Origin of the sequence: Chryseobacterium oryctis (assembly GCF_025971925.1) — a bacterium.
GTDB lineage: Bacteria > Bacteroidota > Bacteroidia > Flavobacteriales > Weeksellaceae > Chryseobacterium > Chryseobacterium oryctis.
Genome location: NZ_JAPDHV010000004.1, coordinates 357,422 through 373,189 on the forward strand (window position 1 = coordinate 357,422; position 15,768 = coordinate 373,189).

Here is a 15,768-nt window from a genome sequence, read left to right on the forward strand (position 1 = left end):
TTAATTGACTTATACAAGTAATTACATTTAATTAAAAATTTTAAGATTACATTTCGTTAAAATTTGTAATAATTCGGCTCAGATTTTGCTTATATTCAGCGGAATAATTTTTAACTTTGCAAAAAGATTTATTGTCACAATGACGAACCCTTTATTTTACGCTAAAATAATACTATTTGGAGAGTATGGAATGATAGAAGATTCTCAAGGTCTTGTCGTTCCGTATAGTTTTTATAAAGGAACTCTAAAATTTTCAGATTTAAGTTCAGAATTTGAAGAAAAATCGAATCAACATTTACAGAAATATTCAGATTTTCTTGAAAATTTAAATCTTCCTGAGGACTTCAAATTAGACGTAAAAACTTTTAAAAAAGATATTTCAAACGGACTTTTCTTTGATTCAAACATTCCTCAAGGATACGGAGTAGGAAGTTCAGGAGCTTTAGTGGCTGCTATTTTTGAAAAATATTCTTTGTCAAAGCATGATCCTGAGAATATTTCTAAAGATAATTTAAAGAATTTAAAGGCTGTTTTCGGACAAATGGAAAGCTATTTCCATGGAAAAAGCTCGGGAATGGATCCTTTAATTTGCTATATGAATTTGCCGATTCTTATTGAAAATAAAGAGAATTTAGACAAAGTTTCCATTCCGAAAGGAGAAGAAGGAAAAGGAGCTATTTTCTTGATAGATTCAGGAATAACGGGTGAAACAGGACCTATGATTCAGATTTTCTTTGAAAAAATGAAGACAGAAGGTTTCCGTAAAACATTGAAGGAAGAGTTTATTCGTTACAACAATGCTTGTATTGATGCTTTTCTTAAAAAAGACATGAATCCGTTTTTTAGAAATCTTAAAAAGCTTTCTCATTGGGCATATGAACATTTCCGTCCGATGATTCCTGAAAGCATTTTTAATATCTGGAAAAAAGGATTAGATTCAAACGCTTATTATTTAAAACTCTGCGGAAGCGGTGGAGGAGGTTATATTTTAGGATTTACCAAAGACTACGAGAAAGCAGAAAAAATGCTTGAAGGCTTCCAAAAAGAAGTAATTTACAGATTCTAAATTTATTGGAATGAATTCTGGAAAAGAAACTTTCCAAAAAAAAAACATAGCACCAAAATCTCTATTCTACAGATTCTCACAGTTGATGGGGTTTCTTTTGGGAGCTAGGTTTTTTGTTGCTATTTTACTCACTTTTGCCCTTTATGTTTCCACTTTTTTTCTATTCAATCAGGAAGAAAGTTTAAGAAATTTTGTTTTCGATTTTAAAGTTCACGGCATTATTTTCTGTACTGTTCTTACCATTTTGGCAGGAGGAATTATCAACCAATTTTACGATTTCGAGAAAGATCATGTTGTAAAGCCTTTCAGAACAAGAATTCAAAGTTTTATTAAGCAAAAGTACTTTCTTTATGTTTATCTGGCTTTAAGCATCATTTCATTGGGAGTAGCTTGGTTTATTTCTCGTAACGTTTTTATTTTTTTTCTTGTTTATCAGTTTTTTATGTGGTTTTATAGCCATAAGTTGAGTAGAATATTAGTTTTGAACAATCTTACGTTTGTAAGCCTTACATTATATCCTTTTTTTGGAATGATGGTTTATTATGAAACTTTTTCGATAAAAGTTTTTTTAATGGCTATTTTTCTTTTTTTTATTCTTCTATGTGTTGATATAGTGAAAGATATGTTGACGAAGCAAGTTGATAAAGTATTTGGATATACTACAATACCTAATTTCTTTAATACGAAGACAACAAAAATCATCATTATTTCTTTATTGGTTTTTACAATGCTTGTTTCTATGAAGCTGATTCTTAGAACTGGCATTTCAGGATTTATGTCATATTATTTTTCGGCAGGATTGTTCGTAATTATTCTATGTATTTATTTGCTTTTAGACTATTCCAGAAGAAGTAAATTTTTGAGTCTTAACATATTAAGATTTTGGATTTTTATAGGAATCATTGCCATGCTTTTAAGCGGAATTGAAGGCAATTTGTAGAGAAATTTCTTTAAAAACTACAGGGTTATGCTTACCTTTGTACAACACTAAATTTATTTAAAAGTAATGCCCATTTTTAACGATACTAAAATTGCATTTGCAGACAAGTCTGATGCTCAGTTAAAGAAAGCGTATTGGATGTTTAAAATGATTGAACAACCATCACTCACCAAAATCGGAACTTCTGTTCTTAATTTCACCGTTCATAATGATTTTCCATTTGTTACCGGAATTGTAAAAAATACTTTATTTGAACAGTTTTGTGGAGGTGAAACACGTGAAGAAAGTATGAAAGTTGTGAAACAGCTTTTCAAGAGAGGAGTTGGAAGTATTTTCGATTATTCTATTGAAGGAAAGGAAGATGAAGCAACTTTTGATGCCGTTTGTAATGAGATTAAAGATATTGTGAGATTTTCGGTAGGTAATCCTGCAATTCCTTTTATTGTTTTTAAACCTACGGCTTTTGGAAGAATAGATATCTACGAAGCAGTCGGAAAGAATGCAGAATTGACTTCTAGTCAGAAAGAAGAATGGGAAAGGGTAGTAAAAAGATTCGACGATGTTTGTAAACTATGTCATGAAAATGACAAAAAAGTAATGGTAGATGCTGAAGAAACTTGGATGCAGGATGCTGCAGATCAGCTTTGTGAAGAAATGATGGAGAAGTACAACCAGGAAAAACCTATTGTTTGGAACACTATCCAAATGTACAGAACCGGAAGATTGGAATATATGGAAGCTCATCTGCAAAGAGCAAGGGAAAAAGGCTATTTTATAGGTTATAAAATTGTTCGAGGAGCCTATATGGAAAAGGAAAGAGAAAGAGCTGCCGAAAAAGGTTATCCGGATCCTATTCAGCCAACTAAAGAGGCTTCTGATAAAAACTACAATGCAGGAATTGACTTTGTGATGAATCACCTAGATAAAGTTTCAGCTTTCTTTGGAACCCATAATGAGATTTCTTCTGAGTTGGTGATGGATAAAATGAAAGCTAAAAACCTGGAAAATGGCAATCCTCATGTATATTTTGGGCAACTTTACGGGATGAGTGATAATATTACATTCTATTTGTCTGATAAAGGCTATAATGTGGCTAAATATCTTCCTTACGGACCTGTAAAAGATGTTGTGCCATATCTTACAAGAAGGGCTCAGGAAAATACTTCTGTTGCTGGTCAAACAGGAAGGGAACTTGGTCTTATTAAAAAAGAGCTGGAAAGAAGAAAAGAAAAGTAATTTTTTTCAAGATAAAGTAAAAGCCTCACTTATAAGTGGGGCTTTTACTTTATCTAAACTCGTTTTTATGATTCATAATTTTAAGCATAATATTTTATGATAGTATAACTTTATATAAATTGTTTTTATTTAAAATTATTTTTCTATTTTTGGTTAAAACTAATAAACTAATTTACATGAGAAAAATTTTACTCACGGCTATTGTCCTAATAGCTAATTGTGCTTTTGCACAAACCTATAGTAACGGTGGGTTAAGCACAGGCGCAACTTCTAACAATGGTGTTGCCGCACCTACAGGATATACTTGGTCTGAAAATCAGCATAATACAGGAAATACAACAGAATCTAATACAACAGCTGGGTATGCAATTACCAATGGATCAACTACAGCAAATTATTTTTTGGCAGATGATTTTATTGTTCCAGCAGGTCAAACTTGGAATATTACAACAATAGACTTCTTTGCTTATCAAACAGGATATACAGGTACAACATCTCCTTTCAATGCGGTAAGAGTAAATATATTTAATTCAGATCCTTCTGTTTCAGGTGCTGTTAGTGTATTTGGAGATGATACCACTAATCGATTTAGTTCGAGTGTAGATTCTAAAATGTATAGAATTTTCAATAGCTTGGTACCAGTAAATCAAGCACCAGTTACAACAAGAAAAATATGGAAAATCACAGCAAATACTCCTGTATCTCTTTCAGCTGGTACATATTGGTTAAAATTTCAATTACAAAATGTAGTGGTTGCTAATAGTGGTTTCGCACCCCCTGTAACAGTTCAAGGAACGAGAGGATTAGCTGGATGGAACGCCAAACAATATGACGCTCTAAGTAATGTTTGGTCAAATTTAATTGATCAAGGTAATCCTACAACAGCTCCAGATTATCCAATGGACGTACCTTTTGTTATTACCTTTACAAATACATTAGGAACTAATGAAGTAATGCAATATGATAATAGATTGCAAGTTTATCCAAATCCAGTAAAAGATTATTTTAAAATTAATAGTCCAAAAAAAATTAGCATTAATTTTGTAGAGATTATGGATGCTTCGGGAAAACTCGTTCGAACTTTAAAGGGAGCTGAAGAATATAATATTTCTGATTTACCAAAAGGAAATTATATTTTAAAGATAAATAGTAATGAAATTACTAAAATTACAAAACTAATAAAGCAATAGCTTTATTACATCTTCTCAAATACTTTATTTAGCCTGGTCATTTTTGATCAGGCTTTTTTATGGCTCAAAACTTTCAAATTTTCCATTTTCGTAAAACAAAACAATACGTTTTATTTTATTATGTTGATTTTCAACTACTTGATTGTTTTTTTGTTCATTGCTTTTTTCTAATCGCTGAGAATCTGATATTTTTTCCTGAGCTGAATTCTGGTGCGGTATAAACGATTCTCCAGAACTTTGCTTTTTGATGGGTATTTGTACTTCCTCAACTCCAAAATCTTCATCATCATTCATCATTGTAAAAAGATCAGGGAGTGAGGTAGGTTTTAGTTTATCTTCCTCAGCTTGTTCAAGAGGTAATTCATTAGTTTCTGGTAAATCTGATTTTAGCATTTCACCTTCACCTGTTACCAACCAATCCCAAAGAATTTCGGGGAAGCGAGATTTTATTTTTATGATAAACTCTAAAGACGGTTTATTCCTTCCTGAAGTAATATGAGAAATAGAGGAACGCTGAACATCTATTTCATCTGCAAATTCCGAAGGAGTAAGATTTGAGTATTCTATAACTTTTGAAATTCTATCATTTAAACTCATAAATACCGTTTTTAATAGTTTTACAAATGTAAAAATTAAATTTACAAATGCAAAATACAACCGTAAACAAAATTGAATTTATCAAGAATACATTTGTAAATGATTATAATGTACTATAATACAATATTTTATATTGTTTATAAAATTAAATTATGATTTTTATTAAACAAATTTTCCCCAAAATTCACTTTTTTATATTTCACTTAAAGTAAAAGATGAAGTAAAGCGATTAATAATAGATTATAATTTGCCTATTTCATATAAACACTTTGCTATAGGGATATAGAGGCATTTTATTAACTTAATTTTAACATAAAGGGTAGGTGAGAGGCTAAACAGCTGATTTAGTTATTAAATAGATTATGCTATGTGCTTAATTATCCTCTTAAATGGCTTATATAGCATAATTTTTACCGAAATTAAATTAATGACTAAAAAACCTTTATTTGACAAATTTTAATAACACTTACAGCTCTAAAATAAAGTTCAAAAACGGATAATTTTTAGAAACTTATTCTAAATTACCAACAATTTACATTTGTATAAAACACTTATTAACAACAAATTTAATATTTTTCCACGTTTAGCAAAATTACACCCAAATATTGATAACTACTCATTTTCATACTTAAAGTAAGTTTAAAATAATCGTTTAAATAATTTTTATAAATATTTGATTTTAAATTAATTATATTGTATTAATTAAATTATTAGCAATCCACAATTTTATCAACAGACATTCTGACATTTTACAATGTTTAATACTGTTACAAATGTTAATTTTATTTTTTGCATAAAAAAGTCTAAATTTGAATCTTGTAAATTATTACAGACATGAACTTTGAGCAGATTTATCAGCAAAATCAAGATTTCCCAAATCGTTATATTTCCCCCGAAAAATTATTTTCCTATCTACAGACGAATCTCAGCGATTATATTCAAGAGATAGGAAAGTCACATTTGCAAAAACCTATTTATAAATTAACAATAGGAACAGGAAAAATTAATGTTCTGGCTTGGTCACAGATGCACGGGAATGAATCTAATGCAACTCATGCGATGCTTGATTTGCTGATTTCTCTAGATAAAGCTCTGGAACTGAAGGAAGAATTATTCAGTAAAATAAAGTTGGATTTTATTTTTATGTTAAATCCCGATGGTTCTAAAAGATGGACAAGACTGAATGCAATAGATATCGACCTGAATAGGGATTTTCATAATGAAGCAAGTCCAGAAATAAAGTTCTTAAAAAATACGGTTGCTTCGAAAAACTATGATTATGCTCTTAATCTTCATGAGCAAAGAACGATTTTTACGACAGATGGAGTGCATCCTGCAACATTATCATTTTTGGCTCCTTCCGAAAATGTTGAACGTACGGTTACTGATAATAGAAAAAAATGTATGGCTGTAATTGGTAATGTTTATAATCATTTAAAGGAACTGATTCCAAATCAGATTGGAAGATATTCTGACGAGTTTTATCCGACTTCTACAGGTGATAATTTTATAAAGGCCGGAATGCCGACAATTTTATTTGAAGGAGGTCATTTTGTAGATGATTATACCAGAAAAGGGACAAGAAAATATTATACAGTTGCATTTTATTATGCACTAAAAGCAATTAGCGAACTAAATTCTAATATTAACGGTTGGGAAGCTTATTTTGAAATTCCCGAAAACAAAGAAACGCATTACGATATTATTTACAGAAATGTGAAATTGAATACTGACCATGAATGTATTTTGGACATAGCAGTTCAATACAGAGAAACTATTGAAGAAGGAAAAGATGAAATATCATTTATTCCTTATGTAATGGAGGCGGGAGATGTAAAGAAGCGAAAAGGTTGGAAGGAGATTGACTGTACAGGAAAGAAATTTGTTTCTGCTACTAAATATCCTAGGTTGGATGATGTAGTAGATTTTAAAATAGAGGACTAAAAAAGCGGAACAATTTGTTCCGCTTTTGTTTTTTTATAGGTATCATTCATTCAATGTAAGAAAGACTCTATAAAGAGAGATTCTTCAAATGACATAATAATTTTTGTTTAGTTTACTACCTTAATTCCGTTTGCTACGAATCTTATTTCCTCTTTTGGAGTTGTAATAGCATCAATTTCAGCTTGAGGTTTCTTAGCATCTTCTGCATAATGTTTTTGCTCATCAACAGAAGTTATTTTTCTTTCAGCATTTCCATCAAGTACTACAGTTTTTCCTTTTAGAGCAGTAGGAACAAAGAAAGCATAATCTTTCATTTTTACGAAAAACTTAGAATCATCCTCTGTTTGTATTGTAAGCCAACATCCTTTTTTATCGCAAACATCTGTTACTTTACCTTTTACGGCAACGTTTTCAATTTTTTTGTTACTTTTTTTAAGTTTCTTGTTCAGCTTTTCAACAGAAATTGCTTTAGACTCAATGTTTGAAGCTACGCCATTTCCATAAGTATCACCCACAAGTGCATTTCCGGCAGGAGGACCAGCTTTTTTAGTCTCTTGAGCAAAAGATAATGTAGAAGCACTTACAGCTATGGCAAATAATATTGCTTTGAATTTCATTTTTAATATTTTTTTTCAAAAATACTAATAAATATTGAAAAATATATTGTTAAAATAATTGATAATTGACATGTTTTTTTCTGTTTCTATCTAAAATTTAAATAAAATATGTGATGAATTATATATTTATTTATATTTGACTCAATATTAAGCTATGCAGAAAAAACTGAAACTTTGGGATGCCATTATGTTGGTAATGGGTTCTATGATTGGTAGTGGAATCTTTATTGTAAGTGCAGACATGATGCGTAATCTCGGTTCGGGGTTTTGGCTTATTGTCGTTTGGGTAATTACAGGAATTATGACTGTTGCTGCGGCGATCAGTTATGGTGAACTTTCAGCATTATTTCCTAAAGCAGGAGGACAGTATACTTATCTTAAGGAAATTTTCGGAAGAAAAATGGGATTCCTTTATGGTTGGGGATTATTTACTGTAATTCAGACTGGTACGATTGCAGCAGTTGCGATGGCTTTCGGAAAATTCACTGCGTATTTGGTTCCGGCTCTTAATGATGCGGCTCCTATTTTTCAAAGTGGAGAGTTTAAAATTACATGGATACAGATTTTAGCTATCGCGATTATACTTTTGCTTACTTATATTAATACACGAGGTGTAGAAAGCGGAAAATTGCTTCAGAATATCTTTACAGGTTCAAAGATTATTGCTTTATTAGGATTGATTGCCGCAGGATTTATATTCGTTGATATCTCTAAAATGACCGAAAATTTCAGTTTTGGACTTGATTCTTTTAATAATCTTAGCAAAGATTCATTAGGCAACTTTCTGAAAAAAGGTTGGGAACCTATTGGAGGAATGGCTTTAATGGGTGGAATTGCAGCCGCAATGGTTGGTTCTGTGTTTAGTTCGGTTGCTTGGGAAAGCGTGACTTTTGTTTCGGGAGAAATAGAAAATCCCAAGAAAAATGTTGTAAAATCTATGATTTATGGTACTTCTGCCGTAATGATTTTGTATATCGCAGTTAATTTTGTCTATTTAAATGCTTTGGATAGAGATTCAGTTGCCTTTGCAGAAAACGACAGAGTAGCGGTTGCTGCTTCACACTTTATTTTCGGAAGTGCAGGAACTATGATTATTGCTTTATTGGTAATGATTTCTACTTTTGGCTGTAATAATGGTCTTATTCTCGCAGGAGCAAGAGTTTTTCAAACGATGGCAAAAGACGGAATGTTCTTTAAAGAAGCTGAAAAAAATAATAAAAACGAAGTTCCTGAAAATGCACTTTGGATGCAGGGAATTTGGGCATCTCTATTATGTTTGAGCGGACAATATGGAAACCTTTTGGATATGATTTCTTTTGTTATTGTTTTATTTTATATGATTACTGTTTTTGGAGTTATATATTTAAGATTCAAACAACCCAATCTTGAAAGACCTTACAAAACATGGTTATATCCTGTTACTCCGATTGTTTATTTATTGATAGGAACTGTTTTTTGTATTTTGCTTTTAATTTACAAACAACAATATACTTGGCCGGGCTTCCTCATGGTTTTATTGGGACTTCCAGTGTATTACTTTATCAATCGAAATAAAAAAGTTGAAGAATAAATTTTCAAAAGCTGTTTAATAATGTTGAGCAGCTTTTTTATTTATATTTTTTAGGAGCTATTTCCCGCTTTCCGCTGTATCTTTTTGCCTTAACTATTATCCAATGCGAAAAAGGATGTCGCTTCAATCGGGGCTAGAAATTTTTATCTTAAAATCAAAAATAGGGTAACTTTTAAACAATATTTTCATATTCTGTAATACTCCATTTCGTGAAAAATGTTTAATTTGGTATTTCTTTTCAAGTAAACCAGACTATGAAATAAAATAAAGAAGCAGAATCATGGACACACCAAATTACAGAATGCCTTTTGTTCCATCAGCATTAATGACGGAAGGAGGGAGTATTGACACCTGCGATATGGGTGAAAGTATTGCCCACAATATTATGCTACTGATTACCACCAAAAAAGGCGAAAACAGATATGATGAAAATTACGGAAACGACGTTTGGAATCTGGAATTCGACAATGGAGTTACAAGTGCCGTTTGGGAAACCGTTTTCATTAAAAGTTTGAAAAGACAAATATTAGAATACGAACCCAGAATTGTTCAGCCACAGATTGAAGCCCATATTCAGATTGTGGAGCACAGTTACGACACTAAAGAACATACGGAAATCAAGAAAAAAGTCAAAATCGCCATTAATGCCAAAATGGAAGAGACAGGAGAGCGTTTCAGTTTCTCTACAGAACTGTTTTTGAGTCCGATGTCGATTGACTAAGTACTAATTGTAACCAGAATTTATGAATTTAGATCAGAATATATATTCCAAAGAATCGGTAAAAGCGAGAATGCTTCAGAACGCAACCAAAGTTTGGGGATTAAAAAGTCCGCAATCATTGGATCCGTTTGTGAAATTGTTAATTGATGCATTCAGTACTGAGGTTTTTAAAGCAAATAATGAAATACAGACGGTAAATGCCCGAATTTTAGAAAGACTGGCAAAACTTCTTACGCCGTCAATTTATACACACCCGATTCCAGCACATGCGATTGCATTTACACAACCTTATGAGTCTTCTGAGGTTTTGTTGGAACATACAGAATTTTTCTTTAGAAAGCAGATGACTTCAACAGTAAAATCTGAGTCGGACAAGCAATTGAATATACCTTTTACTCCTATCGGAAACGTGAGGATTAATAAAGCGCAAACCTCAATAATGTTTGTGGGAAACACATGTTATGGAATTGATGAAAGACTGAATAAAATACCTATTGCCAGATTTCAGGGAAAGCCAGAAGATTACAGAAAAGTTACAATAGGAATTAATGTAAGTAAATATGTTAATGAAAATTTTCCAAAATACCTGAATATTTTTTGTTCAAATCCTGCATTTGAGCATTTAGATTTTGTGTATAAATTATTACCATACATTACAGTCTCCAGTAATGGAAATCCGTTATTTGTAAAAGAAGGTATTTCTTATCTCAAAAATAAACAGGCGGAAGGGTATGAGCAGATGTTTCATGAGCAATCTATCAGAAATAAAATAATTGAGGATATCAAGAGTATTTATCATCATAAATTTATTGAAATTACAGGGCTTTCAAGTAGCCTGTTTTCAGATGAAGGCAAACTTCCTCAAAATCTTGATTTTCTTGAAGGGCGTGAAGATATCAAAAAATATATTGAAGGCAAACGTCATTTATGGCTGACGTTTGAGTTTCCACCACAATTTACGGCTGAAATTTTAGATAATTTTTCTTTTGTTTTAAACGCTTTCCCTATTTATAACAGAGGTTGGAAAAAAACAGAGTATAGCCTGGATATTATGGGAAATAATATTCCTTTGACGACAGATGATGGTGAGCATTTTTTGTATGTTGATGAGGTGCAGGATGGAGACGGAAGAGTGTACACTGAAATTCCTTTTACTCCAAATGATGATTTGAAAAAAGGATTGTACACCGTTCGCAAAGGAGGAATGGAACGTTTCAACAATCGTAATGCAGTTGATATGATAGCCAATGTTCTTGAATTGACGAGAGATGAAATTGCTGCTTTTTCACTTTTAAACAGAGATAACGTAAAAGGTATATTAAGTGAAATGTCTGACAAAATGAAATCAATGGTTCAAAAGGTGAATAATGCGAAAAGGAACATTAAACAAGAGCTGAACTATGTCATTATGGAGCCGGTTGAGAAAACAGACCATACTTACGCTTCTTTTTGGGTCACGTATTGTACTTTGGCAAATCACATGCGACCGGGAACAGAGCTTTCTAATCAGTTAAAATCCCAAACTTTAGTGTTGCTTACAGAAACCATTGGCGGAGCGGAAGAACAGAAAGGAACAGACAGTATTCAGGCTTACAAATACGCTTTAACGACGAGAGATAAAATTATTTCTTTGGAAGATGTTAAGAACTATTGCAGAATGGTTCTGAAAGATGAATTGAAGGAAGTAAGAGTAACACGGGGAACCATGATTAGCAACAAACCCAAAGAAGGTTTTGTAAGAACAGTGGAAGTTGAGATAATTCCGCAAAACTACTCTTTTTACGGAAGGGCATATTGGGAAAATATGGCGAATATCCTTCGGAATCAGATTGTAGCAAAAGCGATTGACGGAATTGAATATTTAGTAAAAGTTACAGACGAAGACATCGAATTTTAATCATAACAAACCACATTAAATCAAAAAAATATGAAAAAAACTGTTGTATTTGTACTGGCTTTTATGTTAGGAGTCGTCAGTATAAGCTGTAAAAAGGACTTAAATAAAATTGGAGATACTATTCTCAATAAAGTCGATGGAGCGGGAGCGAATGCTATTATTGATTTTAATAATAATTTTTTAGATTCTTACAAAAAATCTACTGTCCGTATTGAAGGTATTTTAAAATATGCTGATGAAGCTGTTGCAAAATCAAAAGGCTTAAATACCAGTACTTTGCCGCATGTTACTGAGGCCATGGATTTTGCGTATGCTAAACTTACCACTGTTCCGTCAGGATTTGGAAAAGATAAAGAGGTTATTGAAAAAGAATTTCAAGATTACAAAGTTAGAAAAAATAATATTGAGCAGAAATATGCAGAGCTGAAGTCTTATATGAATTCTGAAGATTTTAAAGATGATAAAGGAGCAAAAGCTGAAGCAATCAGTAAAGAAATTGAAGCAGATGCTGAGGTATTTTTTACATCGGGGGAAAATATTATAGCTAAAATAAAACCGGCTACAGATGCGGCTGAAGAAGTAATTTTGAAAGATCATCCTCTGAAAGAATATATTGTTTCGTCTAAAGCTATAATGAAATCTTTAGATTCTTCCTATGAGGTTTTGGGAAAACAATATGAAAGTAAATTTAATGAAGCTGAAGCTCAGAAAAAGTATGATGAATTTGCAAAAGCTGTTGAAAATAATTCAAAACTTGTTTTTGATGTAAAAGATCAGCAATATTCTCATAAAAAGATTCCTTTTGAGAACATTAATAAAAATGCAAATAATTTTTTGGAGATTTTCAGAAAGCTAATCAGAAATGCTAAAACCTCAGGGAAAATATCCGATAGTGATATATCGCAGATAGATTCAGCCTATGATTCACTTCTTAATTCTTACAATTCGTTCGTAAGATAAACATTACATTAAATAAACTATTGAAAGAAGATCGGTGAATAATTTTCATCGGTCTTTTTTGTGTTTAGTTCTCTTTCAAAAACAAAAGAAATTCATAGGAGGTTACTAACATTTTTTAACATAAAATATTCCGTAAAATTCTGTAATTTTGCACATCGTGATTTTCAGGTAGAATCACACTGAATTATGAGTAAATCAACAGAATATATAGAAGTTTATGGCGCACGCGAACATAATCTTAAAAACATCAATGTAAAAATTCCACGCAACGAATTGGTCGTAATTACAGGACTTTCCGGAAGTGGAAAATCTTCCTTAGCTTTTGATACTATTTTTGCGGAAGGGCAACGTCGTTATATTGAGACGTTTTCGGCGTATGCAAGACAGTTTTTGGGAGGTTTGGAACGTCCGGATGTTGATAAAATCGAAGGGCTTTCTCCGGTTATCGCCATTGAACAGAAAACAACTAACAAAAATCCACGTTCAACTGTAGGAACTGTTACTGAATTATATGATTTTCTACGTCTTTTATATGCGAGAGTTTCAGATGCTTATTCACTTTCCACAGGGAAAAAATTGGTAAGTTACACAGAAGAACAGATTATAGAAACCATTAAAGAAAATTACAAAGGAGAGAAAATAATGTTGATGGCTCCTGTTGTACGCTCCAGAAAAGGACATTATCATGAACTTTTCGTTCAGATGGCAAAAAAAGGCTACGGACAGGCAAGAATTGATGGAGAATTGCAAGATATTGAATATGATTTGAAGCTCGACCGTTACAAAACCCACGACATAGACATCGTTATAGACCGATGGATTATGGGGGAAAGTGCATCTGAAAGCAGAATGGAAAAATCTCTCAGAACGGCAATGGAAATGGGAGAGGGAATTATCGGAATTCAAAAACTGGGAAGCACTGATATTGAATATTTTTCTAAAAATTTAATGGATGATGAAACAGGTCATTCATTGGCTTTGCCGGAACCTAATACATTTTCATTCAATTCTCCGAAAGGAAGTTGTCCGGATTGTAAAGGTTTAGGTACAATAAAAAAAATCAACACAGATTACTTTGTCGAAAATCCGAAATTATCGATTAATCAGGGAGCTTTATTACCTTTAGAAGATATTAAGTCTAATAAATGGGTATTGGCTCAGATTAAAAATATTCTTGAAATTTTTGGATTGGGACTGGCAACTCCTTTTCAGGATATCCCAGAAGAGGCTCTTGATTATATCTATAATGGCTGCCATAAAGAGTTTAACAAAGACTTAAAGTATGCAGGAATAACCAAAAAAATTAAAATCAGTTTTGATGGCTTAATTCCTTTTATGGAAGAAATTATTGAAGAAAGAGAGTCTTATGAAGCTGTTTTGCTGGAAAGACATTTTACAACGGAAGAAACTTGTCCTCAATGTAAAGGGACTCGTCTTCAGCCTTCAAGTTTAAGTTTTAAAATAGACGGAAAAAATATTGCTGAGATTAATGCTTTGAGCTTAGCTGATTTGAAGGATTGGTTGGCTGAAGTTAAGGATAAATTTTCAGAAAAGAATAAAATTATTGCTCACGAAATATTAAAAGAAATTGAAACCAGACTTCAGTTTTTGTTAGATGTAGGGTTAGATTATTTAAGTTTAAGTAGGAGTTCAAAAACGCTTTCAGGAGGAGAGTCTCAAAGGATTCGTTTGGCAACACAGATTGGGTCTCAGTTGGTGAATGTATTATATATTCTTGATGAACCGAGTATAGGGCTACACCAAAGAGACAACGAGAGACTGATTAATTCATTAAAAAATCTTCGTGATATCGGAAACTCTGTTTTGGTGGTAGAACACGATAAAGATATGATTCTGGAAGCAGATGAGGTATTAGATATTGGTCCAAGAGCAGGGAAATTCGGAGGAGAGATTCTTTGGCAGGGAAAACCGAAAGATTTATTGAAAGCTGATACAATTACGGCTCAATACATTAACGGGAAAAGAAAAATTGCCATTCCTGAAAAAAGAAGAGATGGGAATGGTAAAAATATAGTATTAAAAGGTGCTACAGGAAATAATCTTAAGAATGTAACTTTAGATATTCCGTTAGGGAAATTGGTTGTGGTTTCAGGAATTTCCGGAAGCGGAAAATCTTCTTTAATTAATGGAACTTTATACCCGATTCTGAATAAACATTTCTACAGAGCAGTTCAGGAGCCTTTACCTTACAAAAAAATTGAAGGACTTGAGAATATAGATAAAATTGTAGATGTAGATCAAACTCCGATTGGTAGAACACCTCGTTCCAATCCTGCGACATATACTGGAATGTTTACAGATATCAGAAATCTCTTTGCAGAATTACCAGAAAGTAAAATCAGAGGTTATAAACCTGGAAGATTCTCTTTCAACGTGAAAGGTGGAAGATGCGAAACTTGTCAGGGAGGAGGTTTGAAGGTAATTGAAATGAACTTTTTACCGGATGTTTATGTTCATTGTGAAACTTGCAACGGGAAACGTTTTAACAGAGAAACACTGGAAGTTCGTTACAAAGGAAAATCTATTTCTGATGTTTTGGATATGACGATTGATGAAGCTGTGGATTTTTTCCAGCCGATTCCTAAAATATATATTAAAGTGAAAACTTTACAGGATGTAGGTCTAGGGTATATCACACTAGGTCAGCAATCAACTACACTTTCTGGAGGAGAAGCTCAACGTATAAAGTTAGCGACAGAATTGGCAAAAAGACAAACAGGAAATACATTATATATTCTTGACGAACCGACAACAGGGCTTCATTTTGAAGATGTAAAAATTTTAATGGATGCAATTAATCAGTTGGTGGAATTAGGAAATTCATTTATTATTATTGAACATAATATGGATGTGATAAAATTAGCAGATCATATTATTGACGTAGGTCCTGAAGGAGGAAAACATGGCGGACAAATCGTAGCGCAGGGAACTCCTGAGGAAATTGTAAAATCTAAGAAAAGCCTGACAGGTAAGTTTTTGAAACGGGAATTAGAATAATTTTAACAACAA

12 protein-coding genes are annotated in these 15,768 nt (G+C 32.3%); 10 read left to right on the plus strand and 2 right to left on the minus strand.

Going from position 1 to position 15,768, the window contains the following annotated elements; all coding sequences use genetic code 11:
• The first annotated feature begins 139 nt into the window (after positions 1 to 139).
• The 4 genes from OH806_RS11420 to OH806_RS11435 all read left to right on the plus strand — a co-directional run bounded on the left by OH806_RS11420 (position 140) and on the right by OH806_RS11435 (position 4,432).
• On the plus strand, positions 140 to 1,066 hold the full coding sequence (locus OH806_RS11420) for a mevalonate kinase family protein (protein WP_264743811.1): 927 nt from the start codon (positions 140 to 142) through the stop codon (positions 1,064 to 1,066).
• Positions 1,067 to 1,076: 10 nt separating this feature from the next.
• Entirely contained in the window at positions 1,077 to 2,006 is a 930-nt protein-coding gene (locus tag OH806_RS11425) for a UbiA family prenyltransferase (RefSeq protein WP_264743812.1), read from the plus strand.
• Between the two features lie 66 nt (positions 2,007 to 2,072).
• Complete coding sequence (locus tag OH806_RS11430; protein ID WP_264743813.1) at positions 2,073 to 3,242, plus strand: proline dehydrogenase family protein; 1,170 nt, start codon at positions 2,073 to 2,075, stop codon at positions 3,240 to 3,242.
• A 176-nt stretch (positions 3,243 to 3,418) separates the two neighbouring features.
• Positions 3,419 to 4,432: a T9SS type A sorting domain-containing protein gene (locus tag OH806_RS11435; protein ID WP_264743814.1), complete on the plus strand. Its 1,014-nt coding sequence runs from the start codon at positions 3,419 to 3,421 to the stop codon at positions 4,430 to 4,432.
• A 57-nt stretch (positions 4,433 to 4,489) separates the two neighbouring features.
• On the opposite strand, the gene OH806_RS11440 is transcribed toward OH806_RS11435, so the two are convergent.
• Positions 4,490 to 5,029: a helix-turn-helix domain-containing protein gene (locus OH806_RS11440; protein WP_264743815.1), complete on the minus strand. Its 540-nt coding sequence runs from the start codon at positions 5,027 to 5,029 to the stop codon at positions 4,490 to 4,492.
• An 834-nt stretch (positions 5,030 to 5,863) separates the two neighbouring features.
• Here OH806_RS11440 and OH806_RS11445 point away from each other — a divergent pair.
• Positions 5,864 to 6,973, plus strand: coding sequence for a M14 family zinc carboxypeptidase (locus OH806_RS11445; RefSeq protein WP_264743816.1), 1,110 nt, complete (start codon positions 5,864 to 5,866; stop codon positions 6,971 to 6,973).
• A 107-nt stretch (positions 6,974 to 7,080) separates the two neighbouring features.
• Here the strand turns inward: OH806_RS11445 and OH806_RS11450 are convergent, their stop codons facing one another.
• Positions 7,081 to 7,590, minus strand: coding sequence for a DUF4920 domain-containing protein (locus OH806_RS11450; RefSeq protein ID WP_264743817.1), 510 nt, complete (start codon positions 7,588 to 7,590; stop codon positions 7,081 to 7,083).
• A gap of 154 nt (positions 7,591 to 7,744) precedes the next feature.
• On the opposite strand from OH806_RS11450, the gene OH806_RS11455 reads away from it, so the two are divergent.
• The 5 genes from OH806_RS11455 to uvrA all read left to right on the plus strand — a co-directional run bounded on the left by OH806_RS11455 (position 7,745) and on the right by uvrA (position 15,756).
• Positions 7,745 to 9,160, plus strand: a complete 1,416-nt coding sequence (locus OH806_RS11455; RefSeq protein WP_264743818.1) for an APC family permease — start codon at positions 7,745 to 7,747, stop codon at positions 9,158 to 9,160.
• A gap of 280 nt (positions 9,161 to 9,440) precedes the next feature.
• Positions 9,441 to 9,881, plus strand: a complete 441-nt coding sequence (locus tag OH806_RS11460; RefSeq protein WP_264743819.1) for a GPW/gp25 family protein — start codon at positions 9,441 to 9,443, stop codon at positions 9,879 to 9,881.
• Between the two features lie 22 nt (positions 9,882 to 9,903).
• Entirely contained in the window at positions 9,904 to 11,778 is a 1,875-nt protein-coding gene (locus tag OH806_RS11465; RefSeq protein ID WP_264743820.1) for a type VI secretion system baseplate subunit TssF, read from the plus strand.
• Between the two features lie 30 nt (positions 11,779 to 11,808).
• Positions 11,809 to 12,738 carry a YiiG family protein gene (locus OH806_RS11470; RefSeq protein ID WP_264743821.1) on the plus strand — a complete coding sequence of 310 codons (930 nt, stop codon included), beginning with the start codon at positions 11,809 to 11,811 and terminating at the stop codon, positions 12,736 to 12,738.
• A gap of 186 nt (positions 12,739 to 12,924) precedes the next feature.
• On the plus strand, positions 12,925 to 15,756 hold the full coding sequence (gene uvrA, locus OH806_RS11475; protein ID WP_264743822.1) for an excinuclease ABC subunit UvrA: 2,832 nt from the start codon (positions 12,925 to 12,927) through the stop codon (positions 15,754 to 15,756).
• Positions 15,757 to 15,768 lie beyond the last annotated feature (12 nt).

Bases quoted from the DNA above. Each gene is read 5' to 3' on its own strand.
- OH806_RS11450 (WP_264743817.1), bottom strand. From the start codon at position 7,590: ATGAAATTCAAAGCAATATTATTTGCCATAGCTGTAAGTGCTTCTACA.
- OH806_RS11470 (WP_264743821.1), top strand. From the start codon at position 11,809: ATGAAAAAAACTGTTGTATTTGTACTGGCTTTTATGTTAGGAGTCGTC.
- uvrA (WP_264743822.1), top strand. From the start codon at position 12,925: ATGAGTAAATCAACAGAATATATAGAAGTTTATGGCGCACGCGAACAT.
- OH806_RS11430 (WP_264743813.1), top strand. From the start codon at position 2,073: ATGCCCATTTTTAACGATACTAAAATTGCATTTGCAGACAAGTCTGAT.
- OH806_RS11435 (WP_264743814.1), top strand. From the start codon at position 3,419: ATGAGAAAAATTTTACTCACGGCTATTGTCCTAATAGCTAATTGTGCT.
- OH806_RS11420 (WP_264743811.1), top strand. From the start codon at position 140: ATGACGAACCCTTTATTTTACGCTAAAATAATACTATTTGGAGAGTAT.
- OH806_RS11465 (WP_264743820.1), top strand. From the start codon at position 9,904: ATGAATTTAGATCAGAATATATATTCCAAAGAATCGGTAAAAGCGAGA.
- OH806_RS11460 (WP_264743819.1), top strand. From the start codon at position 9,441: ATGGACACACCAAATTACAGAATGCCTTTTGTTCCATCAGCATTAATG.
- OH806_RS11455 (WP_264743818.1), top strand. From the start codon at position 7,745: ATGCAGAAAAAACTGAAACTTTGGGATGCCATTATGTTGGTAATGGGT.
- OH806_RS11440 (WP_264743815.1), bottom strand. From the start codon at position 5,029: ATGAGTTTAAATGATAGAATTTCAAAAGTTATAGAATACTCAAATCTT.
- OH806_RS11425 (WP_264743812.1), top strand. From the start codon at position 1,077: ATGAATTCTGGAAAAGAAACTTTCCAAAAAAAAAACATAGCACCAAAA.
- OH806_RS11445 (WP_264743816.1), top strand. From the start codon at position 5,864: ATGAACTTTGAGCAGATTTATCAGCAAAATCAAGATTTCCCAAATCGT.